This is a genomic window from Provencibacterium massiliense, assembly GCF_900169495.1.
GTDB lineage: Bacteria > Bacillota > Clostridia > Oscillospirales > Ruminococcaceae > Harryflintia > Harryflintia acetispora.
In genome coordinates, this window is sequence record NZ_FWCH01000012.1 from 226,025 (window position 1) to 249,500 (window position 23,476).

General features: G+C 51.9%; 21 protein-coding genes. 3 read left to right on the forward strand and 18 right to left on the reverse strand.

Features of this window, described 5'->3' with window-relative positions:
* Window positions 1-62: 62 nt before the first annotated feature.
* A complete protein-coding gene (locus B5477_RS06115; RefSeq protein WP_079698878.1) occupies window positions 63-1,055 on the reverse strand; it encodes a CPBP family intramembrane glutamic endopeptidase in 993 nt (330 codons plus the stop codon).
* A gap of 51 nt (window positions 1,056-1,106) precedes the next feature.
* On the reverse strand, window positions 1,107-1,532 hold the full coding sequence (locus tag B5477_RS06120; protein WP_079698879.1) for a VOC family protein: 426 nt from the start codon (window positions 1,530-1,532) through the stop codon (window positions 1,107-1,109).
* 158 nt (window positions 1,533-1,690) lie between these two features.
* On the opposite strand from B5477_RS06120, the gene hflX reads away from it, so the two are divergent.
* The 3 genes from hflX to B5477_RS15445 all read left to right on the forward strand — a co-directional run bounded on the left by hflX (window position 1,691) and on the right by B5477_RS15445 (window position 5,848).
* Window positions 1,691-2,944 (forward strand): GTPase HflX, encoded by a 1,254-nt coding sequence (hflX, locus tag B5477_RS06125; protein ID WP_423241246.1) that lies wholly within the window; start codon window positions 1,691-1,693, stop codon window positions 2,942-2,944.
* A gap of 407 nt (window positions 2,945-3,351) precedes the next feature.
* Window positions 3,352-4,935: a ribosomal protection-like ABC-F family protein gene (abc-f, locus tag B5477_RS06130; protein ID WP_079698881.1), complete on the forward strand. Its 1,584-nt coding sequence runs from the start codon at window positions 3,352-3,354 to the stop codon at window positions 4,933-4,935.
* A 154-nt stretch (window positions 4,936-5,089) separates the two neighbouring features.
* Complete coding sequence (locus B5477_RS15445; protein WP_159448952.1) at window positions 5,090-5,848, forward strand: GNAT family N-acetyltransferase; 759 nt, start codon at window positions 5,090-5,092, stop codon at window positions 5,846-5,848.
* 77 nt (window positions 5,849-5,925) lie between these two features.
* On the opposite strand, the gene B5477_RS06145 is transcribed toward B5477_RS15445, so the two are convergent.
* From B5477_RS06145 to B5477_RS06220, 16 genes are all read right to left on the reverse strand, one after another.
* A complete protein-coding gene (locus B5477_RS06145; protein WP_022789413.1) occupies window positions 5,926-7,566 on the reverse strand; it encodes a recombinase family protein in 1,641 nt (546 codons plus the stop codon).
* Window positions 7,567-7,640: 74 nt separating this feature from the next.
* Entirely contained in the window at window positions 7,641-7,889 is a 249-nt protein-coding gene (locus tag B5477_RS06150; protein ID WP_022789414.1) for a hypothetical protein, read from the reverse strand.
* Entirely contained in the window at window positions 7,882-8,229 is a 348-nt protein-coding gene (locus B5477_RS06155; protein WP_022789415.1) for a replication initiator protein A, read from the reverse strand. The genes B5477_RS06150 and B5477_RS06155 overlap by 8 nt, the downstream gene beginning before the upstream one ends.
* A 366-nt stretch (window positions 8,230-8,595) precedes the next feature.
* Window positions 8,596-8,958, reverse strand: coding sequence for a cysteine-rich VLP domain-containing protein (locus tag B5477_RS06160; RefSeq protein WP_079700404.1), 363 nt, complete (start codon window positions 8,956-8,958; stop codon window positions 8,596-8,598).
* 407 nt (window positions 8,959-9,365) lie between these two features.
* Window positions 9,366-11,099, reverse strand: coding sequence for an ABC transporter ATP-binding protein (locus B5477_RS06165; RefSeq protein ID WP_079698882.1), 1,734 nt, complete (start codon window positions 11,097-11,099; stop codon window positions 9,366-9,368).
* A gap of 1 nt (window position 11,100) precedes the next feature.
* Window positions 11,101-12,873, reverse strand: coding sequence for an ABC transporter ATP-binding protein (locus tag B5477_RS06170; RefSeq protein ID WP_079698883.1), 1,773 nt, complete (start codon window positions 12,871-12,873; stop codon window positions 11,101-11,103).
* Between the two features lie 112 nt (window positions 12,874-12,985).
* On the reverse strand, window positions 12,986-13,600 hold the full coding sequence (locus B5477_RS06175) for a TetR/AcrR family transcriptional regulator (protein ID WP_079698884.1): 615 nt from the start codon (window positions 13,598-13,600) through the stop codon (window positions 12,986-12,988).
* A 152-nt stretch (window positions 13,601-13,752) separates the two neighbouring features.
* A complete protein-coding gene (locus tag B5477_RS15205; protein WP_479725090.1) occupies window positions 13,753-14,247 on the reverse strand; it encodes a winged helix-turn-helix domain-containing protein in 495 nt (164 codons plus the stop codon).
* Between the two features lie 25 nt (window positions 14,248-14,272).
* Window positions 14,273-14,638 (reverse strand): metal-dependent transcriptional regulator, encoded by a 366-nt coding sequence (locus tag B5477_RS06185; RefSeq protein WP_079698885.1) that lies wholly within the window; start codon window positions 14,636-14,638, stop codon window positions 14,273-14,275.
* A 42-nt stretch (window positions 14,639-14,680) separates the two neighbouring features.
* Complete coding sequence (locus tag B5477_RS06190; protein WP_079698886.1) at window positions 14,681-16,312, reverse strand: ABC transporter substrate-binding protein; 1,632 nt, start codon at window positions 16,310-16,312, stop codon at window positions 14,681-14,683.
* A 61-nt stretch (window positions 16,313-16,373) separates the two neighbouring features.
* The gene (locus tag B5477_RS06195) at window positions 16,374-17,132 is read right to left on the reverse strand and encodes an ABC transporter ATP-binding protein (RefSeq protein ID WP_021658790.1); all 759 of its coding nucleotides are present in this window, start codon (window positions 17,130-17,132) and stop codon (window positions 16,374-16,376) included.
* A gap of 4 nt (window positions 17,133-17,136) precedes the next feature.
* A complete protein-coding gene (locus B5477_RS06200) occupies window positions 17,137-17,922 on the reverse strand; it encodes an ATP-binding cassette domain-containing protein (RefSeq protein WP_021658791.1) in 786 nt (261 codons plus the stop codon).
* The gene (locus B5477_RS06205; protein ID WP_044914357.1) at window positions 17,919-18,743 is read right to left on the reverse strand and encodes an ABC transporter permease; all 825 of its coding nucleotides are present in this window, start codon (window positions 18,741-18,743) and stop codon (window positions 17,919-17,921) included. The genes B5477_RS06200 and B5477_RS06205 overlap by 4 nt, the downstream gene beginning before the upstream one ends.
* A complete protein-coding gene (locus B5477_RS06210) occupies window positions 18,733-19,674 on the reverse strand; it encodes an ABC transporter permease (protein ID WP_079698887.1) in 942 nt (313 codons plus the stop codon). The genes B5477_RS06205 and B5477_RS06210 overlap by 11 nt, the downstream gene beginning before the upstream one ends.
* Window positions 19,675-19,761: 87 nt before the next feature.
* Window positions 19,762-21,504, reverse strand: a complete 1,743-nt coding sequence (locus B5477_RS06215; protein ID WP_021658794.1) for an ABC transporter ATP-binding protein — start codon at window positions 21,502-21,504, stop codon at window positions 19,762-19,764.
* A complete protein-coding gene (locus B5477_RS06220) occupies window positions 21,498-23,273 on the reverse strand; it encodes an ABC transporter ATP-binding protein (protein WP_159448953.1) in 1,776 nt (591 codons plus the stop codon). Before B5477_RS06220 ends, B5477_RS06215 begins: the two co-directional genes overlap by 7 nt.
* Window positions 23,274-23,476 lie beyond the last annotated feature (203 nt).

Here is a 23,476-nt window from a genome sequence, read left to right on the forward strand (position 1 = left end):
ACGAATCCCTCATTTTTAGCTAATACTCTTAGTATGTCTCAAACAAACGTTTCTATCATCCTTTATCCCCATAACAGGGCGAGCAGGATCAAAACGGCGCTCAGCCAGATATAGGCGGCGATCCCGGGGGAGGTGAAGAAAAGGCGGTATTTGAGCTTTTCCGGCCAGCCCATCGGTCCGCGGGGGAGCAGGAGCTGCTGCCGGCGGAAGGTGAGGATCAGCACGCTCCCCAGAATGGTGAGCAGCACGAACTCGCTCAGGATGAGCGTGACGGCCAGCATGCCGACCGCCTGACGGCCGAACTCGACCATCTGCTGGGGCTGCCGCTCGAGGGCGTAGAGCATCTGCGGGCCGAGCAGCCCGAGGATCAGCGCGCCGGGCAGGTTCAGAAGCATGTGCAGCAGCACGCTGTAGCGCAGCCTGCCGAAGCGCAGCACCACATAGCCGAGCACCAGCCCGACCGCGAAGGCGTAGAGCAGCTGAGAGAGGTTGCCGTGCGCCAGTGCGAAGACGGCGGCCGAGGCGAACATGCAAAAGCGTTCGCCCCAGTGGCGCAGCCGTTCGAGCAGCACCCGCCGGAAGATGTACTCCTCCAGAATGGGGCCGATCACCACCATGAACAAAAACAGCACCGGGAAGGGCAGGGTGCCCGCCAGGGAAAAGAGCGGGTTTTCATAAGGCCGCCCGAGCAGCTCGCCAAAGGCGGTGGTCAGCAGAACCGTGACGAAGTTGCAAAGATATCCCAGCCCGAAGGCGCAGACCAGCGCCCCCAGGAACTGGAGCGGGCGCATGGGCCGCGCCTCGGGGGCGGCGAGGGGCTTCACGGGCAAAAGCAACAGGCAAAGCAGCGGATAGCCGATGAGCATGGGCAGCAGGATGGACAAGGCGGGGGCGTACCACACAAGGCCGGCCAGCGCGTGGAACAGCCGGGGCAGCAGCCAAAGGCAGACGATCCCCGCCAGCTGCGTGAGGAGGACCATCGCGAAGAGGGACCAGCCGATCCGGCTGCAGCGCGCCCGCTCGCGGTCGGGCGAAAAGTCGTAAAATCCGTTCATCTGCGGCCAATCCTCCCAATCTCAAAGATTAGATTACCCTCATATAGGCTGTTATAGCAGCGCAAAATGTGGGCTCTCGATCATTTCCTTCATCCGGCACAGGCAGAAGGGATGCCCGACGGGGTCGAGCATGACCCGCCAGCCGTCGGAAAATTGCTTCTGGGCGACGGCCGCCCCGCATTGAACGGCGTGCTTCACCGCCTCTTCGAGATCGTTGACGGCGAAGTCCAGGTGGGCCATCTGCTGCTGCGCTTCAGGCTCGTCGGGCCATACCGGAGGCCGGTAGGCGGGATTCTTTTGAAATGTGATGCCGGGATACGCCCCCTGGGCCGCGCCCGGGGCGCCGAGGCACGCGAAATCCTCGTCGTGATACGGGATTTCCCACCCCAGCAGCGCCGCATAGAACTTGGCCAGCCCGTAGGGGTCCGTGCAGTCCAATGTGAAGGAATAGAGTTTGATTTTCAGACTATCGTCCATTGTATGGTTACCTCCATTTTTTCTGTGCGGTCAATTTCCATTATAAACTATTTTACCCGCCAATACAAGGAAATAGCGCCTGATGGGGAGCCGGGACGCAAAAAGCTTGCGCCCCGTGTTATAATAGTCCTATGACAACGATTAACACGACAGGGAGAATGGATATGCCCGAGCCTTTGAGTCAGCCCCAGCGCGTCATTCTGGTGGCGGTGGATTTGGGAGAATATGACGTCGAGGTCTCGCTCGACGAGCTGCAGGAGCTCGCCTCCACGGCCGGGGCCGAGGTGGTGGGCCGGCTCTGGCAGCGTCGCCAGGAATTCGACAAGGCCACCTGTATCGGCGCGGGGAGGGTGGCCGAGCTGCGCGAATATGCAAAGAACCTTGAGGCCCAGCTCGTGGTCTTCGACCACGAGCTGGGCGCCAGCCAGCTGCGCAACCTCGAGCGGGAGGTCGGGGTGCCGGTGATCGACCGGACCATGCTGATTTTAGACATCTTCGCCCAGCGCGCCGTCACCAGCGAGGGCAAGCTGCAAGTCGAGCTCGCGCAGCAGCGCTATCTGCTGCCGAGGCTGGCGGGGCTCGGCGAGAGCCTGTCCCGCCTCGGCGGCGGGATCGGCACCAGGGGTCCGGGAGAGAGCAAGCTGGAGAGCGACCGGCGGCATATCCGCCGCCGGATCCAGTCGTTGGAGCGCAAGCTCGCCGCGCTCAGCGCCCGGCGGGAGAACATGCGCGCACGGCGCAAAAAGACCGGGCAGCTGATTGTGGCGGTGGTGGGATACACCAACGTTGGGAAATCCACCCTGCTCAACGCCCTGACCGGCGCGCAGGTGCTCTCCCAGGACAAGCTCTTCGCCACTTTGGACCCGACCGCCCGCGCACTCGCGCTGCCGGACGGGAGAGAGGTGCTGCTCATCGACACCGTCGGGTTTATCCGGCGGCTGCCCCACCATCTCATCGAGGCGTTCAAATCCACCCTGGAGGTGGCGGCCACCGCCGACTTGATCCTCAATGTCTGCGACATCACCAGCCCCCAGTCGGACGAGCAGCTGCGCGTCAGCCGCCAGCTGCTCCTGGAGCTGGGGCTTCGGGACACCCCCATCCTCACCGTCTACAATAAGTGTGACCGGCTCGCCGCGCTGCCCGAAGTGTTCGGGCGGGACACGGTGCTCATCAGCGCCAGGACCGGGATGGGATTCGAGGATCTCCTCGCGGCCATCGCGCGCACGCTGCCGCCCGCTCAACAGCAAGTAAGGCTGCTGATCCCGTATGGAAGCGGGGCCCTGCTCGCCGAGCTGCGCCGGGAGGGCAAGGTGCTCAGCGAGGAATACACCGACGCGGGCACCCGGGTGGTTGCGCTCGCGCCAAAACGCCTGCTTTATAAGTTCGAGGGGATGCTCATCGGTGAGTCTTGACAGCGGGCGGGTGCCGAGATCACGGCGCGCGTTAAGCGGATGATTTTTTAGCCTTGACAGTGGGTGGGCGCCGTGATATACTGGGCGCAAATCGAGAATAGTCAGGAGATGAAAAGGTGCGCAAGTAATTCTTGCTGAAAACTGGACATGGGCCGCGGCCGGGAGGAGTTCCGGCTTTGGTGGTGTTATGTCCCAACGCAAGAATAGCGCACGCCCCTTTTCCATCATCCGATGTGTGAAAAGCGGCTTTGGCCCATTGCGGGCTGAAGCTGTTTTTGTATTTGCAAGCTGCAAGCCGCGGGGAGTTGTGTGCTTTTCTTGAAGGATTTTAATACTTTGAGAGGGGCGCCGCAGCAACCTGCAACTTGTAGATAAAAAAGCGCGCCCCTTAGAAGGGGGAACCACACATGTCGTTGATACAAATTCAAAACCTTACCTTCCAATATGACACCAGCCATGAAAACATCTTTGAGGACGTATCCCTCTCGCTGGACACCGACTGGCGGCTCGGCTTTGTCGGGCGCAACGGGAGGGGGAAGACCACCTTCCTAAACCTCCTGCTCGGGCGGTACCGCTACAGTGGGAGCATCCAGGCGAGCGTTTCGTTCGACTACTTTCCCTTCCCAATAGAGGACGAAAGCATGATCGCCCTGCGGGTGCTCAAAGAAGCCGTCGCTCCGTTTGAGCGCTGGGAGCGCGAGATGGAGGAGGCCCTGGAGCAGGGGGACATCGACCGTTACGGCCAGCTGCAGGAGCGTTACCTCGCGCAGGACGGTTACCAGATCGAGGAGCTGCTCGCGCGCGAGGTCTCCCGCCTGTCGGTGGACCCTGAGGTGCTGGAAAGGCCCTTTTGCACCCTCAGCGGCGGGGAGCGCACCAAATGCTGCCTGGCCGCGCTCTTCCTCAAAAAGGAGCGCTTCCTGCTCATCGACGAGCCGACCAACCACCTCGACAGCGAAGGACGGCGGGTGGTGGCAAACTACCTCTCCGGGAAACGGGGGTTTATCCTCGTTTCCCATGACCGCGCGCTGCTCGACGGGGCGGTGGACCATATCCTCTCGCTCAACAGGCGTTCGATCGAGCTGCAGCGGGGGAATTACCAGAGCTTCCGGGAGAACCGCCGCCGCCAGGATGAGTACGAGCTTGCGCGTGACGAGGCGCTGCGCCGGGAGATCGACCGCCTGTCGGCCGCCGCCAAGGGAACCGCCTCCTGGTCGAACGCCTTGGAAAAGACCAAGTATGGCCATTACAACTCCGGCTTAAAGGTGGACCGGGGCTATATCGGCCACAAGTCGGCCAAGATGATGAAGCGCGCCAAGGTCATCGAGGCGCGCCAGCAGCGCCAGATCGAGGAGAAGGAATCCCTGCTCCAGGACCTCGAAGAGAGCGAGGAGCTGGCGCTCAGCCCTCTGCGCTACCCCTCCCAGCGGCTGCTCGAGGCGCGGGAGCTCTCGGTCGGTTACGGCTCACAGCCGCTCTTTACAGGGCTTAATTTCACCCTCGGGCGGGGGGAGCGGATTGCGCTGTGCGGGCGCAACGGCTGCGGAAAATCGAGCGTGCTGCGCCTCCTGCTCGGCGAGGCGGTGCCCCACACCGGGGCATTACAGCCCGGCAGCGGGCTCGTCGTCTCCTATGTGCCGCAGGACACCTCCTTTTTGCGCGGCAGCCTGCGTGGATACGCGCGGGACGAGGGGGTGGACGAGAGCCTCTTTCTGGCCATCCTGCGAAAGCTGGGGTTCTCGCGCACCCAGTTCCAAAAGGAGCTCTCCTGCTACAGCGAGGGGCAGAAAAAGAAGGTGCTCCTCGCGCGCAGCCTCTGCCAGCGGGCGCACCTCTACGTCTGGGACGAGCCGCTCAACTACCTCGACATCCCCTCGCGCGAGCAGATCGAGGGGCTGCTCGGGCGGTACCAGCCCGCCATGCTGCTGGTGGAGCACGACGAGCGTTTTCTGGAGAACATCGGCGCGCGGCGGGTGCCGGTGGGGGAGTAGGGAAAATTTTCGGCCCCTTGCGAAGGCGGGGGGATGGTGGTATACTGGCAGGGCCGGGGCAACCCCGGAATCTGATTCGTTTCGACACCCAGGAGGGAACGGCGTAAGAGTTCCATTCACGCTCAAAATCGCCTACGGCGACAAGGAGGTTCATATGAAGACCGAATTGAGAAGGATACCCGGCGTGGGGGAGAAGACCGAGGAGGACCTGATCGCGCTGGGCTACACGACCATCGCCTCGCTGAGAGGGCAGGACCCGGAGGACATCTATGCGCGCGACTGCCTGCGCAGGGGATGCCCGATCGACCGCTGCCAGCTCTACGTCTATCGCTGCGCGGTTTATTTTGCGGAGCATGAAAACCCCGACCCTGAGAAGCTAAACTGGTGGTACTGGAAGGATAAGCCCCTGCGCGAGGAAATATCCATCCTGCCCGCCGTGCAGAAGAGCCAGATACAGGAGCTGTGCCAGGTGGCCGACGAGGTGTGGCACGAGCACTACGCGGGGATTCTAAGCGAAGGCCAGATCGACTACATGGTCGAAAAGTTTCAGTCCCCCGAGGCGGTGCGCCGGCAGATGAAGGAGGAGGGCTACCAATACTTCCTCCTGCGCCTCGGCGAGGAGACCGCGGGCTATTGCGGGATCAAGGTGGAGGAGGACCGGCTCTTTTTAAGTAAGCTCTATCTGCGCCAAAGCTGCCGGGGCCACGGGATCGCCCGCAAGGTGATGGAATTTTTAGAGGATATGTGCCGGCGCAATTTACTGCGGGCCATCTGGCTGACGGTAAACAAATACAATTCCGGCTCGATCGCCGCCTATGAAAAGATGGGCTTTCACAAGGCCTATACCCAGACCACCGACATTGGGAGCGGCTATGTGATGGACGACTATATTATGGAAAAGCCGATCGATTGATCAAAAAAACACCCCCTCCATTAGGCAACGTCCCATAAGGAAGTAAAAAGAATTTTGGTAGGAACCGGCGTGTTAGGTCACGCCGGTTCCGATTCATTTAGGGACTCCCTTCCAATCTTCAAGGGGATGCGGATTTGCCCCACATAGGTGAAATGCAGGTCGATTCGCACCTGCTTCCTTCCGTTCTCCCTTACCGGGCTGTGCACCACGATCCTGCTCACAAGCTCATTGAGGATGGCGGCGTCGAGTTCCGGAATATCCAGGTACTTGTCCACCAGCTTCAGAAACTCGTTCACATCGGAAACCTGCCCGGCCTGTGTTTCAATTTCCCGTTCCAGTACGGCGGCAAGCTGCTCAATCTCTGCCTGCTCCTTCTCATATTGGCGGGATAATTTTAGGTACCGGCTGTCAGACAGCTTGCCCAGCACATTGTCCTCATAGATATGCTGGATAATCCGGTCCAAGTCCTCCATCCGTTTTTTCGCCCCGGAGAGGGCTTTCTGTTTTTCTGCCAGTTCGGCCTTGCGGCTTTCCTCGTCCTGCGCCAGCATTTCCAGCTTGAAATCCTTCCGGAACATACGGACATAACTCAATGTCTGCCGTATGGTTTCCAGCACAATCCGGTAAAGCACCTGTTCCCGGATATAGTGGATTTTGCAGGAGCCGGTGTTGCTCTTGTAATTGGAGCAGACAAAATGATTCTGGCTGTCGTCTTTGTAGGTATTGCAGGTGCAGAAATACAGCTTGGCCCCGCAGTCGGCGCAGTAGAGCAGGCCGGAGAACATGCTGGTTCTTCCTGTTTTTGTCGGCCTGCGTTTGTTCTTCCGAAGTTCCTGTACCCGTTCCCACTGTCCCTTATCAATGATGGCGGGCTGTGTGTCCTCAAAAACTCGCTGGTTCTCAACCGGGTTTTCCATCCGCTTTTTGAATTTCAGGGACTTGGTATAAGTCTTGAAGTTTACGGTACAGCCCGTGTACTCCCGCCGCTCCAAAATTCTAAGCACGGCGTTGGTATTCCAACGGTATAGGTTCTCCGGCATGACCCAGCCCTTTTGCCTGGCGTGATAGGCGGTGACGGTCAGCACCCTGTCGGCTGTGAGGGTTTTTGCAATCTGCATGGGGCCTTTTCCGGCAATGCAGAGGTTGAAGATACGCTGCACCACCTTTGCCGCTTCTTCGTCTACAATCCATTTCTTTTTGTCCTGCGGGTCTTTTATGTACCCATAAGGCGGATTGCTGGCGATATGCTCCCCGGCTTCGCCCCGCATCTTAACCACTGCCCGGATTTTCTTGCTGGTATCCTTGGCGTAGTAGTCGTTGAATACATTTTTGAACACCGCAAAATCATTTTCCCCTTTGGCGCTGTCCACATCGTCGTTGATGGCGATAAAGCGGACGTCATAGGCAGGGAAGATGAAATCCTGCAATCGCCCCATGTAGGAATACTCCCTGCCCAGCCGGGACAGGTCTTTGACAATTACAGCGGATACGCTGTAATCCTCCACATATCGCATCATCTCCTGGAACCCCGGCCTTTGAAAGCTGGTTCCTGAGAAGCCATCGTCCACGAAGAACCGGGTGTTCCGAAATCCATGATCGGCGGCGTATTTGCTCAGCAGGGCTTTCTGGTTGGTAATGGAATTGCTTTCTCCGTCCAGAGCGTCGTCCTGGCTCAAGCGGCAGTATAAAGCGGTGATTTTCTCTGGCTGCTGGTTCATTTGCTTCTCCTTTCTGTTCAGGCAGCCAAGTAAACGGTTGCCCTTATTATAACGCTCCGATTGGCTTTTTGCAGCTATCTTTCCGGTTCTTTCTCTTTCAAATCTTTTTCCATCAGCCGCTTCAGCTTCTTCACGATCCCTTCCGAGCCTTTTTCCGCAAAGTGGGGAATGACCGTATAGACGGTATTCCCCTCAAAGAAAGGATAGCTGCTGCCGCCAAGGTCAAAATAAAACGCCCCATCCTTGAAGTGCTTTTCCATCCGTTCCCCTACTGCGGGGTCAAAGTCTTTCAGCAGCTCATACAGCTTTTGGTCATCAATCATTGGCGCTCCTCCTTTCTTTAGCTGGCAGATTCAGGGTGATCACAGCCGGTCTGCCAAGCCCCTGTTTCCGGCGGAAGATCAAACCGCAGGATTCCAGTTCATGAAACACCCGTGTTGCCACCTGCCTGCTTCGGCGAAGTTTCGCTTTGGCGTCCTCCACAGTAAAGTACAGACGGATAGTCCCATCTGCTTCGATGTATCCTTTCTTCCTGGAAATCCCCGCCCGGTCTAAAAGCAGGGCGTACAGCACCTTGGCGTCATTGGATAAATCCAGGGGGATAAGGAATCGTGGGAAAATGATATAAGACGAAATATCGGTATCTGTTTTGTATGGAATCATAAATTCTCCTTTCTATCCATCATCGCTATGATAGATAGATTGATATTGACTATTTTGTATTTAACTCTTTTCTTATTAACTACCGTCTAAATCCGGGCTGTCTGACAGGCGGGAAAGCCACGGACTGAAAAACAGGATATGGGCGCTCCAGAGCGTCAGCTTTGCCATGTTCTGAAAAACCAATCCTGGATATTCCCGTTTAGGCAGACAAAATGAAGCGGGAACCTATATGTACTCAGCCTGCTGCCTGTCTGGGGAAATCCCGTTTAGGTCAGGAGCCTGTGCGGACAATTAGAAGCTCGTTCTGGGCGGGCATAAGGATTTATCCCTCTATCCCGTTGACCGGTGCTTGCAAAGCCCGCAGAATCAAGCCTTTTTCGTCTCTAATTGTCCGCAGGCAGCCCGCCTTTTCCGGTCACTGGCTGTTTTCTGCCTGCGGTGAACGATAGCGGCGCAGGACTTGCAGTATTTTGCCCGGTTGGAACCGGGAAGAAAGGATTGTCCGCAGACAGCGCACCGTTTATGTTCTTTCCGATGAAGCAAAGCAGTCACCAGAGGTTCATCCAAAGGCAGGACAGCGGCACGGAACCAGTTGCACAGCAGAAAGTAGGAAATGCTTTGCACGCAAACGCATTCTTCTCCATCGTCAAGGGCAAGGCAGTTCCCGCTCTCATAGTTGCAGCACTGATGGACTAGCTTTCTAGCTCTGCGGTATTGGGAGTAGGTCATCACGGGGATTTTCTCTTTGATTTCTATCACCTCCTTTTGGACGGTCAAAACACACTCTTCTATTTATCCGTACATTTTGACAGCAAAATGACGCCCCCTTTTGAAAATAAATTTGAGATAGCTCAAAATCCCTCTCATATATCCGTATATTTTCGAGGGAATTATTGCGTGGACAAACACAAAAATACCCTTCTAATAGTCATTTCATTTTGAGGGGATTTTTACGGGGGGTTCAGCAGAAAAATTTAAAAATACCTCTCTATTAGTCGTGACATTTTTAAGGGTGTTTTTATAGGTGTTTTCGCAAAAAAAATACCACCATGGCCGTTTCAAGCCATGATGGCATTCCTCAGATTTCAAATTTATAGCCGACGCGGCAGATAATGAAACTGGAAGAAACAAAAATTCTACGCCAGTTTCCAGCTTTGGCTTTCCGTCTGTAGCTTCACCATTCGGGCATACAAGCCGTTTTGCTTTAACAATTTTTCCGGTGCGCCTTCTTCGGCCACGGTTCCTTCAGAAAGCACCACGATTTTGTCTGCTCCGGCTACGGTGCGCATCCGGTGAGCAATCACCAGTACGGTCTTATCCGCGATTAGACGGGAGAGGGCAGTTTGAATCAAGGTTTCATTCTCCACATCCAGCGAAGCGGTGGCTTCATCCAACAGAATAATCGGCGCGTTTTTCAGGAAAGCTCGGGCAATGGAAATCCGCTGCCGTTCGCCGCCGGAAAGCTCGCAGCCATTTTCTCCAATGTTGGTATGCCAGCCATCCGGCAGCTTTTCGGCAAATTCGTCCACATTGGCAAGTTTTGCAGCGGCTAAAACCTGTTCATCGGTTGCGTCCTTATTCCCAATTCGTATATTCTCCAAAATGGTATTGTCGAACAGGGTAACGTCCTGAAATACAATGGAGAACAGGGAAAGCAGCGTCTCCGGGTCAATTTTGGAAATATCCATGCCTCCCACGGTGATCTTTCCCCGGCTCACATCCCAAAATCTTGCTGCCAACCGGGAAACTGTTGTTTTGCCGCCACCAGAAGGCCCTACCAAGGCTGTGACTTCACCCTGCTTTGCGGTAAAGGAAACATCCTTCAATACGGTTTCTCCTGTGTTGTAGGCAAAGCCTACATGGTCGAAGGTAATGTCATAGCCTTTGTTGGAAAGTCTGTTTTCTCCCTGCTGAATCGGATGATCGAGGATTTCATTCATGCGGGCGATATTAGTGCGGGTGCTGATAACCGCCGCCAGATTTTGCAACGCCCCTTGCAGCGGATCGTAGAGCCGTGAAACAACCAGCAGGAACAGGAAGAAAGTCAGGACATCGAGGCTGCCGCCTATCAGAAGAATAGAGCCTACCAACGCAACGGTGGCAATTCCCAGCTTTAATATGAGTGAGGCCGATACCACAAAGGCCGCCAACCCAAACTCATTGAGAATGGAACGATGTTCCACGGCGCGGATTTTCTTTTCCAAGCCTTTCAGGTATTCTGCTTCGGCGTTGTTGGCTTTTAAGTCGCGCACAGTTTCAATGCACTCTTGAATCCCGTCGGCGCAGGCCATCTTTACATCCATCGCTTTCTGATTGAGCCGTTCCTGCACCTTTGCGGAGAAGCCTACAATAGCAAAGGCAACCGGCAACACCCACAGCGCCGCTAATGCCATGCGCCAGTCGAACACCAAAAGGCTAATGGAAATTAAGACAGTGGAGATGATTGATCCTGCCAGTTCCGGTATAAAGTGAGAAAAACTCTGCTCCAAAAAGGTGCAGTCGGCCATGATGGTGCTGGTAAGGTCAGCTAAGTCCTTTTTTCCAAAGAAGGACAGCGGAATCTTCCGAAGTCGTTCAGCCAGCGTAATCCTCCGCACACCGCTTTCTGTATAAGTGGCAAAGTAGGTAGCGTTGTATTGAAAGTAAGTGGTAAGCAAGATCAAGCCAATGCACACCACGCAGCCCACGATGTAAAAAGCAATTTTTTCGCCGGGAACACCGCCATTCATCAAATCGCCTACTAAAAAATACAAGAGGCCCACCGGGAACATAAAGGAAAGATTTTGAAGAACGCAGGCCAGACAGCCTTTCACCAAATCTTTCGCCCCCTGCTCGGAAAGGGCATATCGCTTTTGAAGCCTTTTAATCACTTTATTGTACCTCCTTTGCAACTTTCCATTGAACAGAAGTTTGATAGTCCTGCCACATGTGGCTGAAAACGCCGCCTTTTTCCAGCAGCTCCCGGCTCTTGCCGCTCTCTGTGATCTGCCCGTCCTCAATGACATAGATTTGGTCTACGCCAGCTACGGTAGAGAGACGATGGGCGATCATAATCACCGTTTTCCCCTGTGACAGCTTGGAAAAGGCTGCCTGTACGCGAGATTCATTATCCGGGTCGGCAAAGGCGGTGGCCTCGTCTAAAATTACGACAGGCGCATTTTTCAACATCACGCGGGCGATGGCAATCCGCTGTTGTTCGCCACCGGAAAGGTACACACCTTTTGTCCCGATCACGGTGTCTGCGCCTTGGGGCAGCTTTTCCAGAATATCGTCACACTGGGCATTGTGGAGGGCAGCCATGATTTCTTCGCAGGTAGCATCCGGTTTGCCCATACGCACATTTTCCAAAATCGAGGCTTTGATTAGGCGGCTATTCTGGAATACAAAAGAAACTGTATTCATTAGTTCCTCTTTGGCGATGTGCTTCACATCCACGCTACCAATTTTCACCTGCCCGCCTTGCGGGTCAAAAAACCGGCAGATCAGATTGGCAAGCGTGGTCTTGCCACCGCCAGAAGGTCCCACAAAAGCTACCGTCTGCCCTGCGGGAATTGAAAGGGAAATATCCTTGATGACCTCGTTTTTTCCATCATAACTGAAATGAACATGGTTAAGCTGTACCGAAGCGTCCTCTGGGTGTTCCGGCTGTTTTGGTTCTGCAAGCGGCTTAAGATTCAATACGCTGTCGATTCTCTGCAAGGCATCGTCTACAATCATGGCGTTTTCGCTCTGGAACATGATGCGGGTGAGGGTAACGGAGATAATGGGCGTAATGATGATATAGAACATGAGATCCAGCAGGAAATCCTTGGTAACGCCGCCTTGGGTAAAAATCAGGGCGCCGGCAATCAGCGCGGCAAAGACGCCGTTGATGGCTGCCGTATAGAACATCATGGGTGCTCGAAGCTGCTTGGTATAGGCAATCACCCACACCTTATACCTATCAATGGAATCCTTGAATTTTTTGAAGGAGAATATGGTCTGCCCGAAGGTTTTTACAACGGGAATCCCCCGTACATACTCTACCGCTTCATTGGACATATCATCGAGAGCGTTTTGGTATTCTTTCATTTTTTCCTGCATTTTCTTTCCGGTCATCGTCATCATAATCAGAAAGCCCAGCACTACCGGCACAAGGCTCAAAAGTCCCAGCCGCCAGTCGAACACCAGTAGCAGAACCAAAAGGCCGCATGGCGTCGCAATGGCATTGGCACGGTCGGGAAGCTGATGCGCCAGATAGGTTTCGGTGGCGGCGCTGGATTCATTGACGATCTTGCGCAGCCTGCCGCTGCCGAATTGCTCTGCAAACCCCAGCGGCAGCTTTACAATATGCTCCATCGTTTGTAGGCGCAGGTTGGTGGCAATGCGGAACGCCCCTTTGTGGGAACACATCAGAGCGCCTATGTAGACCAACACCGCGATCACTGCGAACAGCACCGCCATCCAGCCGTTACGGGTCAGGTTTTGCGCATGGCTGAAATCCGGCGCAACTGCCAACACTTCCTGCATGACCTTCCAGATATAGTAGAAAGGCACTAACGCTATGAGGGCGCTGATGGCCGAAAGCACCCAGGAAGCGTAAGTCAGGTACTTGTGGTTGCCTGCAATCTGTAGCAGGCGTGACAGATTGGATTGTTTTTTCAAAGAAGATTCCTCCTTTTCTTTATTTCATCTACGATAAAGAGAACACAAGCGCGTTCTTCTTATATCCGTATAAGTTAGTTATAGCTAACCCGTGGGCAAAAATTACAGGGCATTACTGCCCCATAATTTTCATCCATCCGGCTGTATAGAAAACCCGCATTTCCTCCACATAATTTTCTGCGTTTTGAAGCGGCATCTCGTGAATCACCAATTCAAAAAAGGTGTGGAACATGCCGGTAATCAGGATATGCTCCAGTGCGGGGTCAATTTGCGGAGAAGGCCGTCCAAGCTCCTGCAAGACTTCCTGATAGGCATGGGTTGCCGCTGCCTCAATTTCCACCATTTCATCAATAAGGCCGGAAAATTTTGTCCCTTCCGAGCAGCAGAGGATGAGCTTACATTCCTCAAGATGTTCATAAGCGTAGTGGAGCATATCAAACATGCAAGCGCCGGAAATGTCTCCCATAACCTCCGGCTGCTGCTCGTGGGGGAGATCGGCAAATTCCTTCTGCGCTTTTTGAAAACAGCCAAGCAGGTACGCATAATGCTCGCCTACCAAAGCCTCGAACAATTCTTCTTTGCTTTTGTAATAGCCATAAAAGGCTCCGGTAGTCATTCCCACGGATTTCACAATATTCCGCAAGGAAGCGTCTTTGTACCCTTTTTCTAAAAACTCTGCTTTTGCGGCCTGGTGGATACGTTCTAAGGTTGTCAGATTGCCGTCTATTTTCTTCGCCTCCTTATAACGCTGTTATATATCACTGTTATATTTTATCTCGAGAGGCGGGTTCTGTCAAGAGGGAAATTACCCATAGAAGCATTTCAGAGACATTAGAGATAAAACAAGGTGAGGCAGCGTTTATACACTTCCTCACCTTTCTATTTTTCTTCAAATTTATAGCCGATGCCATAGACGCTCTTTATGTAGTTAGGCAGATCGGGAGCAATCTTTAATTTCCTCCGTAAATTGCTTACGTGATTATTAACCGCTTTCCGTGAATAGTAAGTATAATATTCTTTCCATACCAGATCCATAAGCATTTCATAGGTGAATACTCGTTTTGGATTTAAGATAAGCAAGGAGAAGATTTCAAATTCTTTGACTGTCAGAGGAATCACATTGCCTTGCACCATCACAAGGCGTTGCTCTAAACAGAAATATAAATCACCTTCCCGGATTTCTGTTAATGGCTGATCCACCTGTAATGGAGTAAAATACTGGCCTCGAAAGTGCGTTATATATGGAAGATCAGCCGGAATATCGCCAGCCTCATAGTCACGAACAAATTGAGCCAACTCCTTCTTTTGATTCGGGGAAAGCAGGGAAAGCAGTTTTTTGCCTATTTGTCTGCCAGAATCCTCTAAATCCAACACGGCTAATTTCCCATATCACCACCACCTAACCGTCATCAAATGCTTTCTTTAATTTTTGAAACGATTCTGAACTAACTGCGTGTTCAATGCCGCAAGCATCCTGCTCTGCGGTTTCGGGATCCACGCCAGCCAATATAAGTTGCTTTGTGAAAAACAGGTGCTTTTCGTAAATCTGCTCGGCAATCTGCAATCCTAGTTCCGTTAGGGAAAGTGTACCGTCAGCATTTTTAACAAGATGGCCGGATTTTATGAGTTCCTTGACTGCCCGGCTTACGGAAGGCTTTTTTACCCCCAACTGCTCTGCGACATCTACGCATCGAACATAACCGTGCTGCTGCTTTATCATTAAGATAGCCTCCAGATAATCCTCCATCGCTGATGTCAAGGCCATTGGCACACCTCCCTTCCAGAACATTCTTCGTATTCGCTTTCGTTACTTCGCCTTTACATTGGCGATTTCAATAAACAACTGGTCGCTGCCAAAGCTGAACGAATCAAGCTTCTCACTGTTGAAAGCGGCATACTGATGCGCAGAGGTAAACGGAACCAACACGGCCTGATCTGCCGCAAAGTTAAGCACTTGGTTATAGATTTCCTGCACACGGTCCAAATCAGCGGTGCTGTCCAGCTCTTTAATGGTGTCCGTGCCATTTTCCATAGTAAGGGCAACCTGCCACAAAATCGGGTCGGACATCATTTCCGGGTTCATATTCGTCATGGTGAGGAACGGGTCATAGTAACCGCCGTAGGTTGTGTGGAGCGAGAAATCAAAATCGGTAGAAACCTGCGTAAACCACGTCATATTATCCGAACCGCGAGGCGTTACTTCAAACCCTACTTCACCCAATTCCTGAGCAATTACAAGCGCCGCATCGTCCATTGTTCCCTGATTGGTGATATAATCCAGCGTAACACTCAATTTTGCGCCATCTTTTTCGCGGATGCCATCGCCATCACTGTCTACCCAACCGGCGCTTTCCAGCAATTCTTTTGCTTTATCTGCATTGTAGCTGTATGTAGTGGCTTCTACATCGCAATACGGTAGAGAGGTATCCAGCAACTGTTCCGAAGCTGTTTCAAGACCGGAGAATACACTGTCGCTGATCGTTTCCTTATCAATCGCATAGGCCACCGCCTGCCGGACAGCGGCATCGTTAAACGGAGCCTCCTGTGTATTGAAGCCGATAAAACGGCTGTTGGAAATGCTGTCATCCAATACGGTGCCAATTCCATCCGCAGAGGAAAGTTCGGTATAACCAGCAAAGCTCAAACGGGATGTACCCGCAAGCAGATCCACTTCGCCATTGCGCAGAGCGAGAATTGCAGCATCGGGATCCGCGATCACTTTTACGGTAAATTCGTCCACATCAGGCTGTTCTCCCCAATAATTGGGATTGCGGACGAAAGTATAAGAGGTTCCGTCACCGTCCCCGGCATACATATAGGGGCCAGTCCCCATTGTCTGGGTCAGCAGTTCTTCTTTAGTTGTCAAATCCTCATTAAACGCATTGGGCGATACGATTCCCATTGGGTTGCACATGGCGAGGTCGTTCAAAACACCATAATAAGGAGTGGTAAGATGAATTGCCACGGTATGTTCGTCCACCACTTCAATCGACTCCGTGAGTGTTCCAATCTTACCAAAGGATGCAATATATGCTCCCAAATTGGAGAATGCCGCCTCTAAGCTGGTTTTTACTGCTTCCGCATTGAGGTCAGCACCATCCGAAAACTTCACGCCTTCTTTGAGATGGAAAGTGTAGGTCAGTCCATCATCGCTGATGTCCCACGTTTCGGCCAGCCCAGCCTTAAATTCACCATTTTCCCGAACGACGAGTGTATCGTAGCAGTTACGGGCATAGTAGGTGAAACCGTAAGTACCATTGGAAGTGGCAGGGGACATCGCTGGATAGAAGCCGGTGGAAAAATCCCAGCTTTCTGTTGTTGTGATACTTACCGGAGTAGAATCAGAACCGGAAGTATCGGGTGTTGTACTGTTGCAGGCGCAGAGACCAAGCACCATAACGCCCGCCATCATCAGTGCAGCAAGTGATTTTAGTTTCATAAATCAAACCGTCCTTTCGTTTTTTGTATATATCACGCCCCAAGGAGCGTATATACCTATTTCAAATCAAGTGGGAAGCGCGCAAAAGCTGTTTGGTATAGGGGTTTTGAAATATCTTCAGATCCCCATTCCATTGACGGCTTTCGATCAGTTTCCCGTTTTGCATCACATGAATTTCATCCGCAAGATAAAGCGCCGCGTCAATCTCATGGGTAATGAAAAGATAACAGCATTGTTCTTCCTCCTGAACTCTTTTTAGCAATTCCAAAATACTTTTGCGCAGAATGACATCCAAACCGCTGATGGATTCGTCAAAGACGATATAGCGCGGGGAAACAGCCAAAGCACGGGCAATCCCTACGCGCTTTTGCTGCCCGCCGGAGAGTTCGCCCGTTTTCTTGTTCGCTGTTTCCTTCGGCATCCCCATACGGTCAAGCAATTCAAAAATTCTTGCCCGTTCTTTCTCTTTAGGTATATTCAGCAGGTTTCGGATTGGCTCGGCAATCGCCTGATAAACCGTAAAATGGGGGTCAAGGGCGCTTTTTCCGTCCTGCAATACCAGTTGGATTGCTTTTGCCGTTTCTTTCCGGTTTCTTTTTCCTTTGCGGGAAATCGGTTTTCCGTCCAGCAGGATTTGACCGGACGAAGGTGATTCCAGCCCCAAAATTAACCGTGACAAGGTGCTTTTTCCGCAGCCGCTTTCTCCCACCAAAGCGTAGATATGATGATCTTCCATAGGCAGGCTCACATCAGAAACCGCATCAAACAGCAACTTATCTTCGCCTTTGTATTGTTTGCTTACATTTTTCACCTCCAGCATGTACTCACCCCCATCCCAAGTGGATCGCCTCAATCAGTTCCTTGGTATAATCAGCTATTGGATTCTGTAAGACCTCTTGGGCGCAGCCTTGTTCTACCATCTGTCCTTCTTTCAAAATCAGTACATGGCCTCCGACATGCCGTGCAACATCAAAGTCATGGGTGACTAAAAGCAGTGCGCAGCCCTGCTCCTGTAGATGCAGGAATTGCTCCACCGCTTTGTCCCTGTGAATCGCGTCTAAAGCGGTAGTCGGTTCATCGGCAACCACCAGCTTTGCGTTACCGGCAATCGCAAGGGCAATGAGGCAGCGCTGGAGCATACCACCCGAAAGCTGATACGGCCTGCTGCTTAAAATCCTTTTGGTGTCTGTAAGCCCTGCCCGAGACAACGCCTGTTCATAAAGAGACAAGGCTTCCTTTTTCTTCAAATCTTGATGCAGGTTAAGAAATTCGGCCATTTGAGCACCAATTTTTCTGGAAGGGTCGAGCGCCGTCATCGGATTTTGCGGGATAAAAGCGATTTTATTGCCATAGTACAGCGCCCGTTCTTTTTCCTTTAGCTGTAAAAGCGATCTGTTATCAAAAAAGATTTCGCCATTCACTTGGAAGGCGCTGCTGTTAAGCAGCCCCAAAATTGCCCGGCAGGTCATCGTTTTTCCGCTTCCTGATTGGCCTAAAAGGATAACTGCACCCGCTTCCTCCAACGAAAAACTGATGTCCTTCACCAAATCCTGATATGGATTTTTAAGCGCAATGCTAAGATGTTCTACCTGTAACAGCTTTTTGCTCATAGCACATCCTCCTGCGGCTGAAGAATGTCCCTAAGCGCCTCGCCAAACAGATTGAAGCCTGCGGCGGCAATGAAAATGCAGATGCCGGGGTAAATGAGCAGTTCCGGGTGGGAATACAACGCCACCTGCGCTTCCTCCAGCATTGCGCCCCATTCAGCCGTTCCGCTGGGCAGACCAAGGCCGAGAAACGAAAAGCTGGAAACCGTGAGGATGGCCGAAGCTACGCCCGTTGAAAAATACACCAAAAACTGCGGAAGGATATTGGGAATTAAATGGTGAACAATAAGCTGCCACATTCCACAGCCGGACACCCTCGCGGCGACAATGTAATCCCGCCCAAGTTCCGTTTTGGCATAGGTGCGAATAAGCTGCATAAACCGCGCCCACATGGAGATGACAACCGCCCAAATAATATTTTGCAGGCCATTTCCCAAAACGCCGATAATCGCCACTGCGATAATGAGCGTGGGGAAAGCGATAAATACCTGGCTGATTCCTGTCACAACACGGTCAAACCAGCCGCCGATACACGCTGTCATCATTCCAAGGATTAAACCAATCCCTCCCAACAGAATCAAAATGGGAAGCGCCAGCCCAAGGGATGCTCTTGCACCATAAAGCAAGCGGGATAATTCACACCGCCCAAGCTGATCGGTTCCAAGGGGATAATCGGCGCTCGGCGCTTGATATTTCATCAGTGGATTCACCTCGTCCGGCGCATGGGGAGCCAAAAGCGGTGCGAGAATTGCAACGGCGCAGATCAGCACAATCAGGCCAAGCCCGATGACCGCCTGCGGATTTCTCCATATTTTACGCAGCATCGCTTTCCTCCTTTCTCCATGGGCATAGCAAGTGGTTGAGTATTTCGCCAAACAGTTCGGCCAGAAGATACAGCGCGGCGATAATCAGCATACAAGCGCCAATCGCGTTGGCATCAGCAGCCATAATACAGTTCATCAGGTAGTTGCCCACACCTTTGATAGAAAAGACCTTTTCCACTACGGCGCTTCCAGCAATCAGATAGCTTACATACTGGCAGAACAGGGTGATGACGGGCGGCAGGGCATTGCGGAATACCTTCTTCCAGAGGATCCTGTTTACCGTCATCCCGTTGGCACGGGCAAAGCTCACATAATCACGGTGCATTTCTTCCAGCAGTGAAGCGCGAAATACCCGTACAGTCGAGCAAATCACAGGAAAAGATAAGGTAATGGATGGCAATATCAATCCCATAATCCCCGATGCAGGCGTTACGCTGAAAATCGGGATTTCCACAGCGAAGCCAATCAACAGCAAAAAACCGAGCCAGAACGGAGGAACACAAATTCCAAACAGCGAAACAATCCGCATGATATGGTCCGTCAGCTTGTTCTTTTTGGCCGCGCATAAAACGCCAAGCAGAATTGAAAACATGATAATTTCAGCTAACGACAGAAAAACTAATTGCAGCGTTTGCGGGAAGTAGGCTGCCAAATCCGCAGCCACCTCGTTTGTTGAAAAAATAGATTCCCCAAAGTCGCCGCGAAAGACACCGCCGATCCAGTTCAAATACCGAATCGGAAGCGGCTGATCCAAACCAAGTTCCGCGCGTACCTGTTCAATCACTTCCGGTGTAGGAGAGAGATTTCCACGGCGCACAAGATAAGTGGCTGGGTCTGTACTGGATAATGCAGTCAGGATAAAGCACAGGATGCTTACGCCAAAGAGCAGAACCAGCAGCCGCACGATTCGTTTTATCCAATGAGATTTCACCGTTTCCCTCCTTTCCGGTTAATCAAAGCTAACCATTGTGTCGAAGTAACTGCGGCAGGCGGCATATCGCCCGCCGCAGTGCATAAATTACTGTGCAAGTTTCCAGTTCCGCGCTTTCTGCCGGATATTCCAGAATTTTTGATAGATTCCTTTTTGTTGTATCAGTTCAGCGTGAACGCCTTTTTCTACAATTTTTCCGTTATCCACCACCAAAATCTGATCGGCATCCCGAATCGTGGACAGCCGGTGTGCAATGACAATCAGCGTCTTATTTTTTACCAAAGCGCTGATGGCCTGTTGCAAATGCACCTCGTTTTCCGGGTCAACGCTGGCGGTTGCCTCGTCAAGCAGGATAATCGGCGCGTCCTTGAGCATGGCGCGGGCGATGGAGATCCGCTGCTTTTCTCCACCGGACAGGGTGGAGCCGCCTTCGCCAATTACCGTGTCATATCCTTGTGGCAGAGCAGAGATAAAATCGTGGCAGCAGGCTTTCTTTGCCGCTTCTACCACTTGCTCATGGGTTGCGTCCGGGCAGCCAAACTTAATATTGTTCTCAATAGTATCGTGGAACAGATACACATTTTGAAATACCATGCTCATATTCTTCAAGAGGCTGTCACAGGTAAACTCTTTGACATCGTGGCCGCCTATGGTAATGCTGCCTTCCTGCACATCCCAAAACCGGGCGATCAGCCTTGTAATGGTGGTTTTGCCGCCTCCAGAGGGACCGACAATCGCAGTCATGCTGCCCTGTGGAATGGAAAAACTCACATCCTTCAAAATTGGATTGCCATTCTCATAAGCAAAGGACACATGCTCGAAGCCAATGTCAAAAGAATCCAAAGGGATGTCCCTACCGTTTTCATCAATTTTTTTTGCCTGTTTGATACGCTCTACCCGGTCAAGGGCAGCGTCCATTGTCCGAATCATTGTCGTCATCTGGCCCATAACCTCAATCGGATTGAAGATGGTAAAGGAAGCGATCAGAATAACGGCGAGATTAGCAAAAGACAGGTCGCCGCCAACAGCGAGGATTCCCGCGCACAGCATAATCATGCAGGCCGAAATACGGAACACCATCGAATAGGTCATATTGAGCGGGGTAAATACACGCTCCACCCCATAAGAGGCAGCCGCATTGCTCTCATAGGCATCTTCAATATCGCTCAGATTTTTGTCGCACATATTGAAGGATTTTACAACGGAAATGCCTTGCACGTATTCCAATGTGGCCGCAACTGCTTCGGATTGGATTTTCTGCCGCTTTGCAGAGAGCGCCTTTCCTTTTTTCTGCATGTGGCTGTAGATTGGGAAGGAAAGAAGGATGCCTGCCACGAAAATCAAACCGATACGCCAGTCAAAGGCTAAAATACAACCCGCCATGACAATCATACTCAAAACGCCGGTTGTAACCTTATCAAGAATGTGCATAGAGTAGTTCTCGAGAAAGTTCAAATCCGTTGTAACAGTCGCCGTAATGTCTCCGACACTGTTATCATGGAAAAAGCCCATCGGCACATTCCGCAGCCGGTCGCCCAATGCAATCCGTTCTCTGGCTACAAACTCAAAGCCTGCCGTACTTTGCAGCCGGTAAACCAGATATTTGAAAATCATGCGCAGGATTAAACCTCCTGCAATCAAGCCGATAACAATACCCCATGTTTGTCCTGTAATCGGTTGACCGTTCTGCAATTCTATCAGGACAAGAAAGACGGCGGCGATTGGCAGCAGGCCGAACATGGATTCCAGAAAGCCACAGATAAAGCTGCCCCAAATCCGTTTCGATAAGTTTCCGCTTAAACGCAGTACGCGCCGGATGATTTTCAGCATAATTCACTCACCTCCTGATTCATACTCCAGTCCATTGCGCTGATATGAGCTTTCCACATATCCAGATAGGTTTCGGAATGGGTTAGAAGCTGCTCATGGGTTCCCTGTGCGGTAATCTGTCCGTTTTCCAACACTAAAATCTGGTCGGCATACATAATGGTAGAGAGCCGGTGCGCAATGACAATCAGAGTTTTCCCCTTTGTCAGCTTATCAATGGAACGCTGCAATTTATCTTCATTCTCCGGGTCTGTGAAGGCGGTGGCTTCATCTAAAATCACGATAGGCGCATTTTTGAGGATTGCCCGCGCTATGGCAAGGCGCTGGCGCTCGCCACCGGAAAGCCTTGCCCCAGCGTCACCGGCATTGGTATCGTACCCTTGGGGGAAACGTGAAATAAATTCATCGCACCCGGCCTGTGCTGCCGCCCATTCCACTTCCTTATCAGTAGCCTCCGGTTTACCAATGCGGATATTATCGCGCAGACTCATATTGAACAGAAAGTTGTCCTGCGATACATAGCTGATCTTCTCTGTTAAGTCGGTAAGGGACATCTCCCGAATATCAATCCCGCCTACTAAAACTGCGCCTGCATCGACATCCCAAAACCGGGCGATCAGTTTGGCTAAGGTTGATTTACCCGAACCGGAAGGCCCCACAAAGGCAGTTACGCTTCCGGCCTTTGCTGTGAAAGAAATACCGTGAATGATCTCGCTGTCGCCATAGCCGAAATGAACATCCTTCATCTGCATGTCGGCTTTGTCTGTATGCTTCGGCTGTGCCGGTTCCGTCAATTCTTCCATATCAAGAAGCGCCTGAATACGGGGCTGCACTTCAGAAATAACGGCAAAACTTTCCCAAAACTCGGTAAAGTTTTGCAGGGAACCAACGATTGCCATAGAGAGAAGAATACAAACAATCAGTTCGGCAAGACTAACCGCACCGCCTGAAATAAGAGCCATTCCGACAGGCAAAACAAAGGCAATCGAGGATGGTAGAATCGCTTGGCTGATGCTCATAAACGGCCAACAGTGTTTATACCACTTTGTCGTGATGTCCCGCACCTTTAGAACCGCCGACTGGAACCGCCCCATTGAGGAAGCAGTCTGATTAAATGCTTTGATGACCTCCATACCATTGACATATTCCACAATGGTTGCGTTCATATTGGCATTGGACATCATGTATTCCTTCATCACTTCGCCACGGCCAAACATCATGCCATAATAGATCAGGTTTCCCAAAATAGCTGAAACCAAAGCGGCCAACGCCATGCGCCAGTCAATCACCAACAAATACAGAATGACAAAGATCGGAACAAGTATGCTGGCGGTCATCTCAGGGATAGCATGAGCCAGCGGTCCTTCCAGCCTTTCCGCATCATCGATAACAAGCTGCTTAAACTCGCCAGAAGATTTGCCCTGAATCGTTCCCATAGATACCTTGGACATTTTCTTCATGATTGTGGTACGAATATTTTTGATGATTTCGTAAGCTACCTTATGGGAGCAAAGCGTCGATTTCGCGTAAAGGGTATGCTTCAAAAGATACCCGCACAGAGCGATGACCGGCAAGAGGATTGCCCAAGTCGTTGTCAGACTGCTTGCCAATGCCTTTTGCAGCAAGATTGCAACCGCGATATATGGAACAATACCAAAAGCAGAGGACAAAACAGATAGGACAACGGCAAATGATAGCTGCGGTTTCTTTTCGTCGGCAAATTTGAGGATTCCTTTATAGGGGGATTCTCTCTTGCCATTTTCTTTTCGCATATACATTTACCCGCCTTTCCGTGTTATTTTCCAAACACAGTTTAGTGTAGCAAAACCGCCTGGCGCTTTTGTGACCGAATCCGGCGGTTTTATACCCCAATCCGGCAAATCTGTTTTTGAAGCGACTTGATTTTCGCAAGCAGATGTGATATTATGTGGTTAGTTATTGCTAACTGTTATTTTTGTGAAAGGAGTTTGGCAGT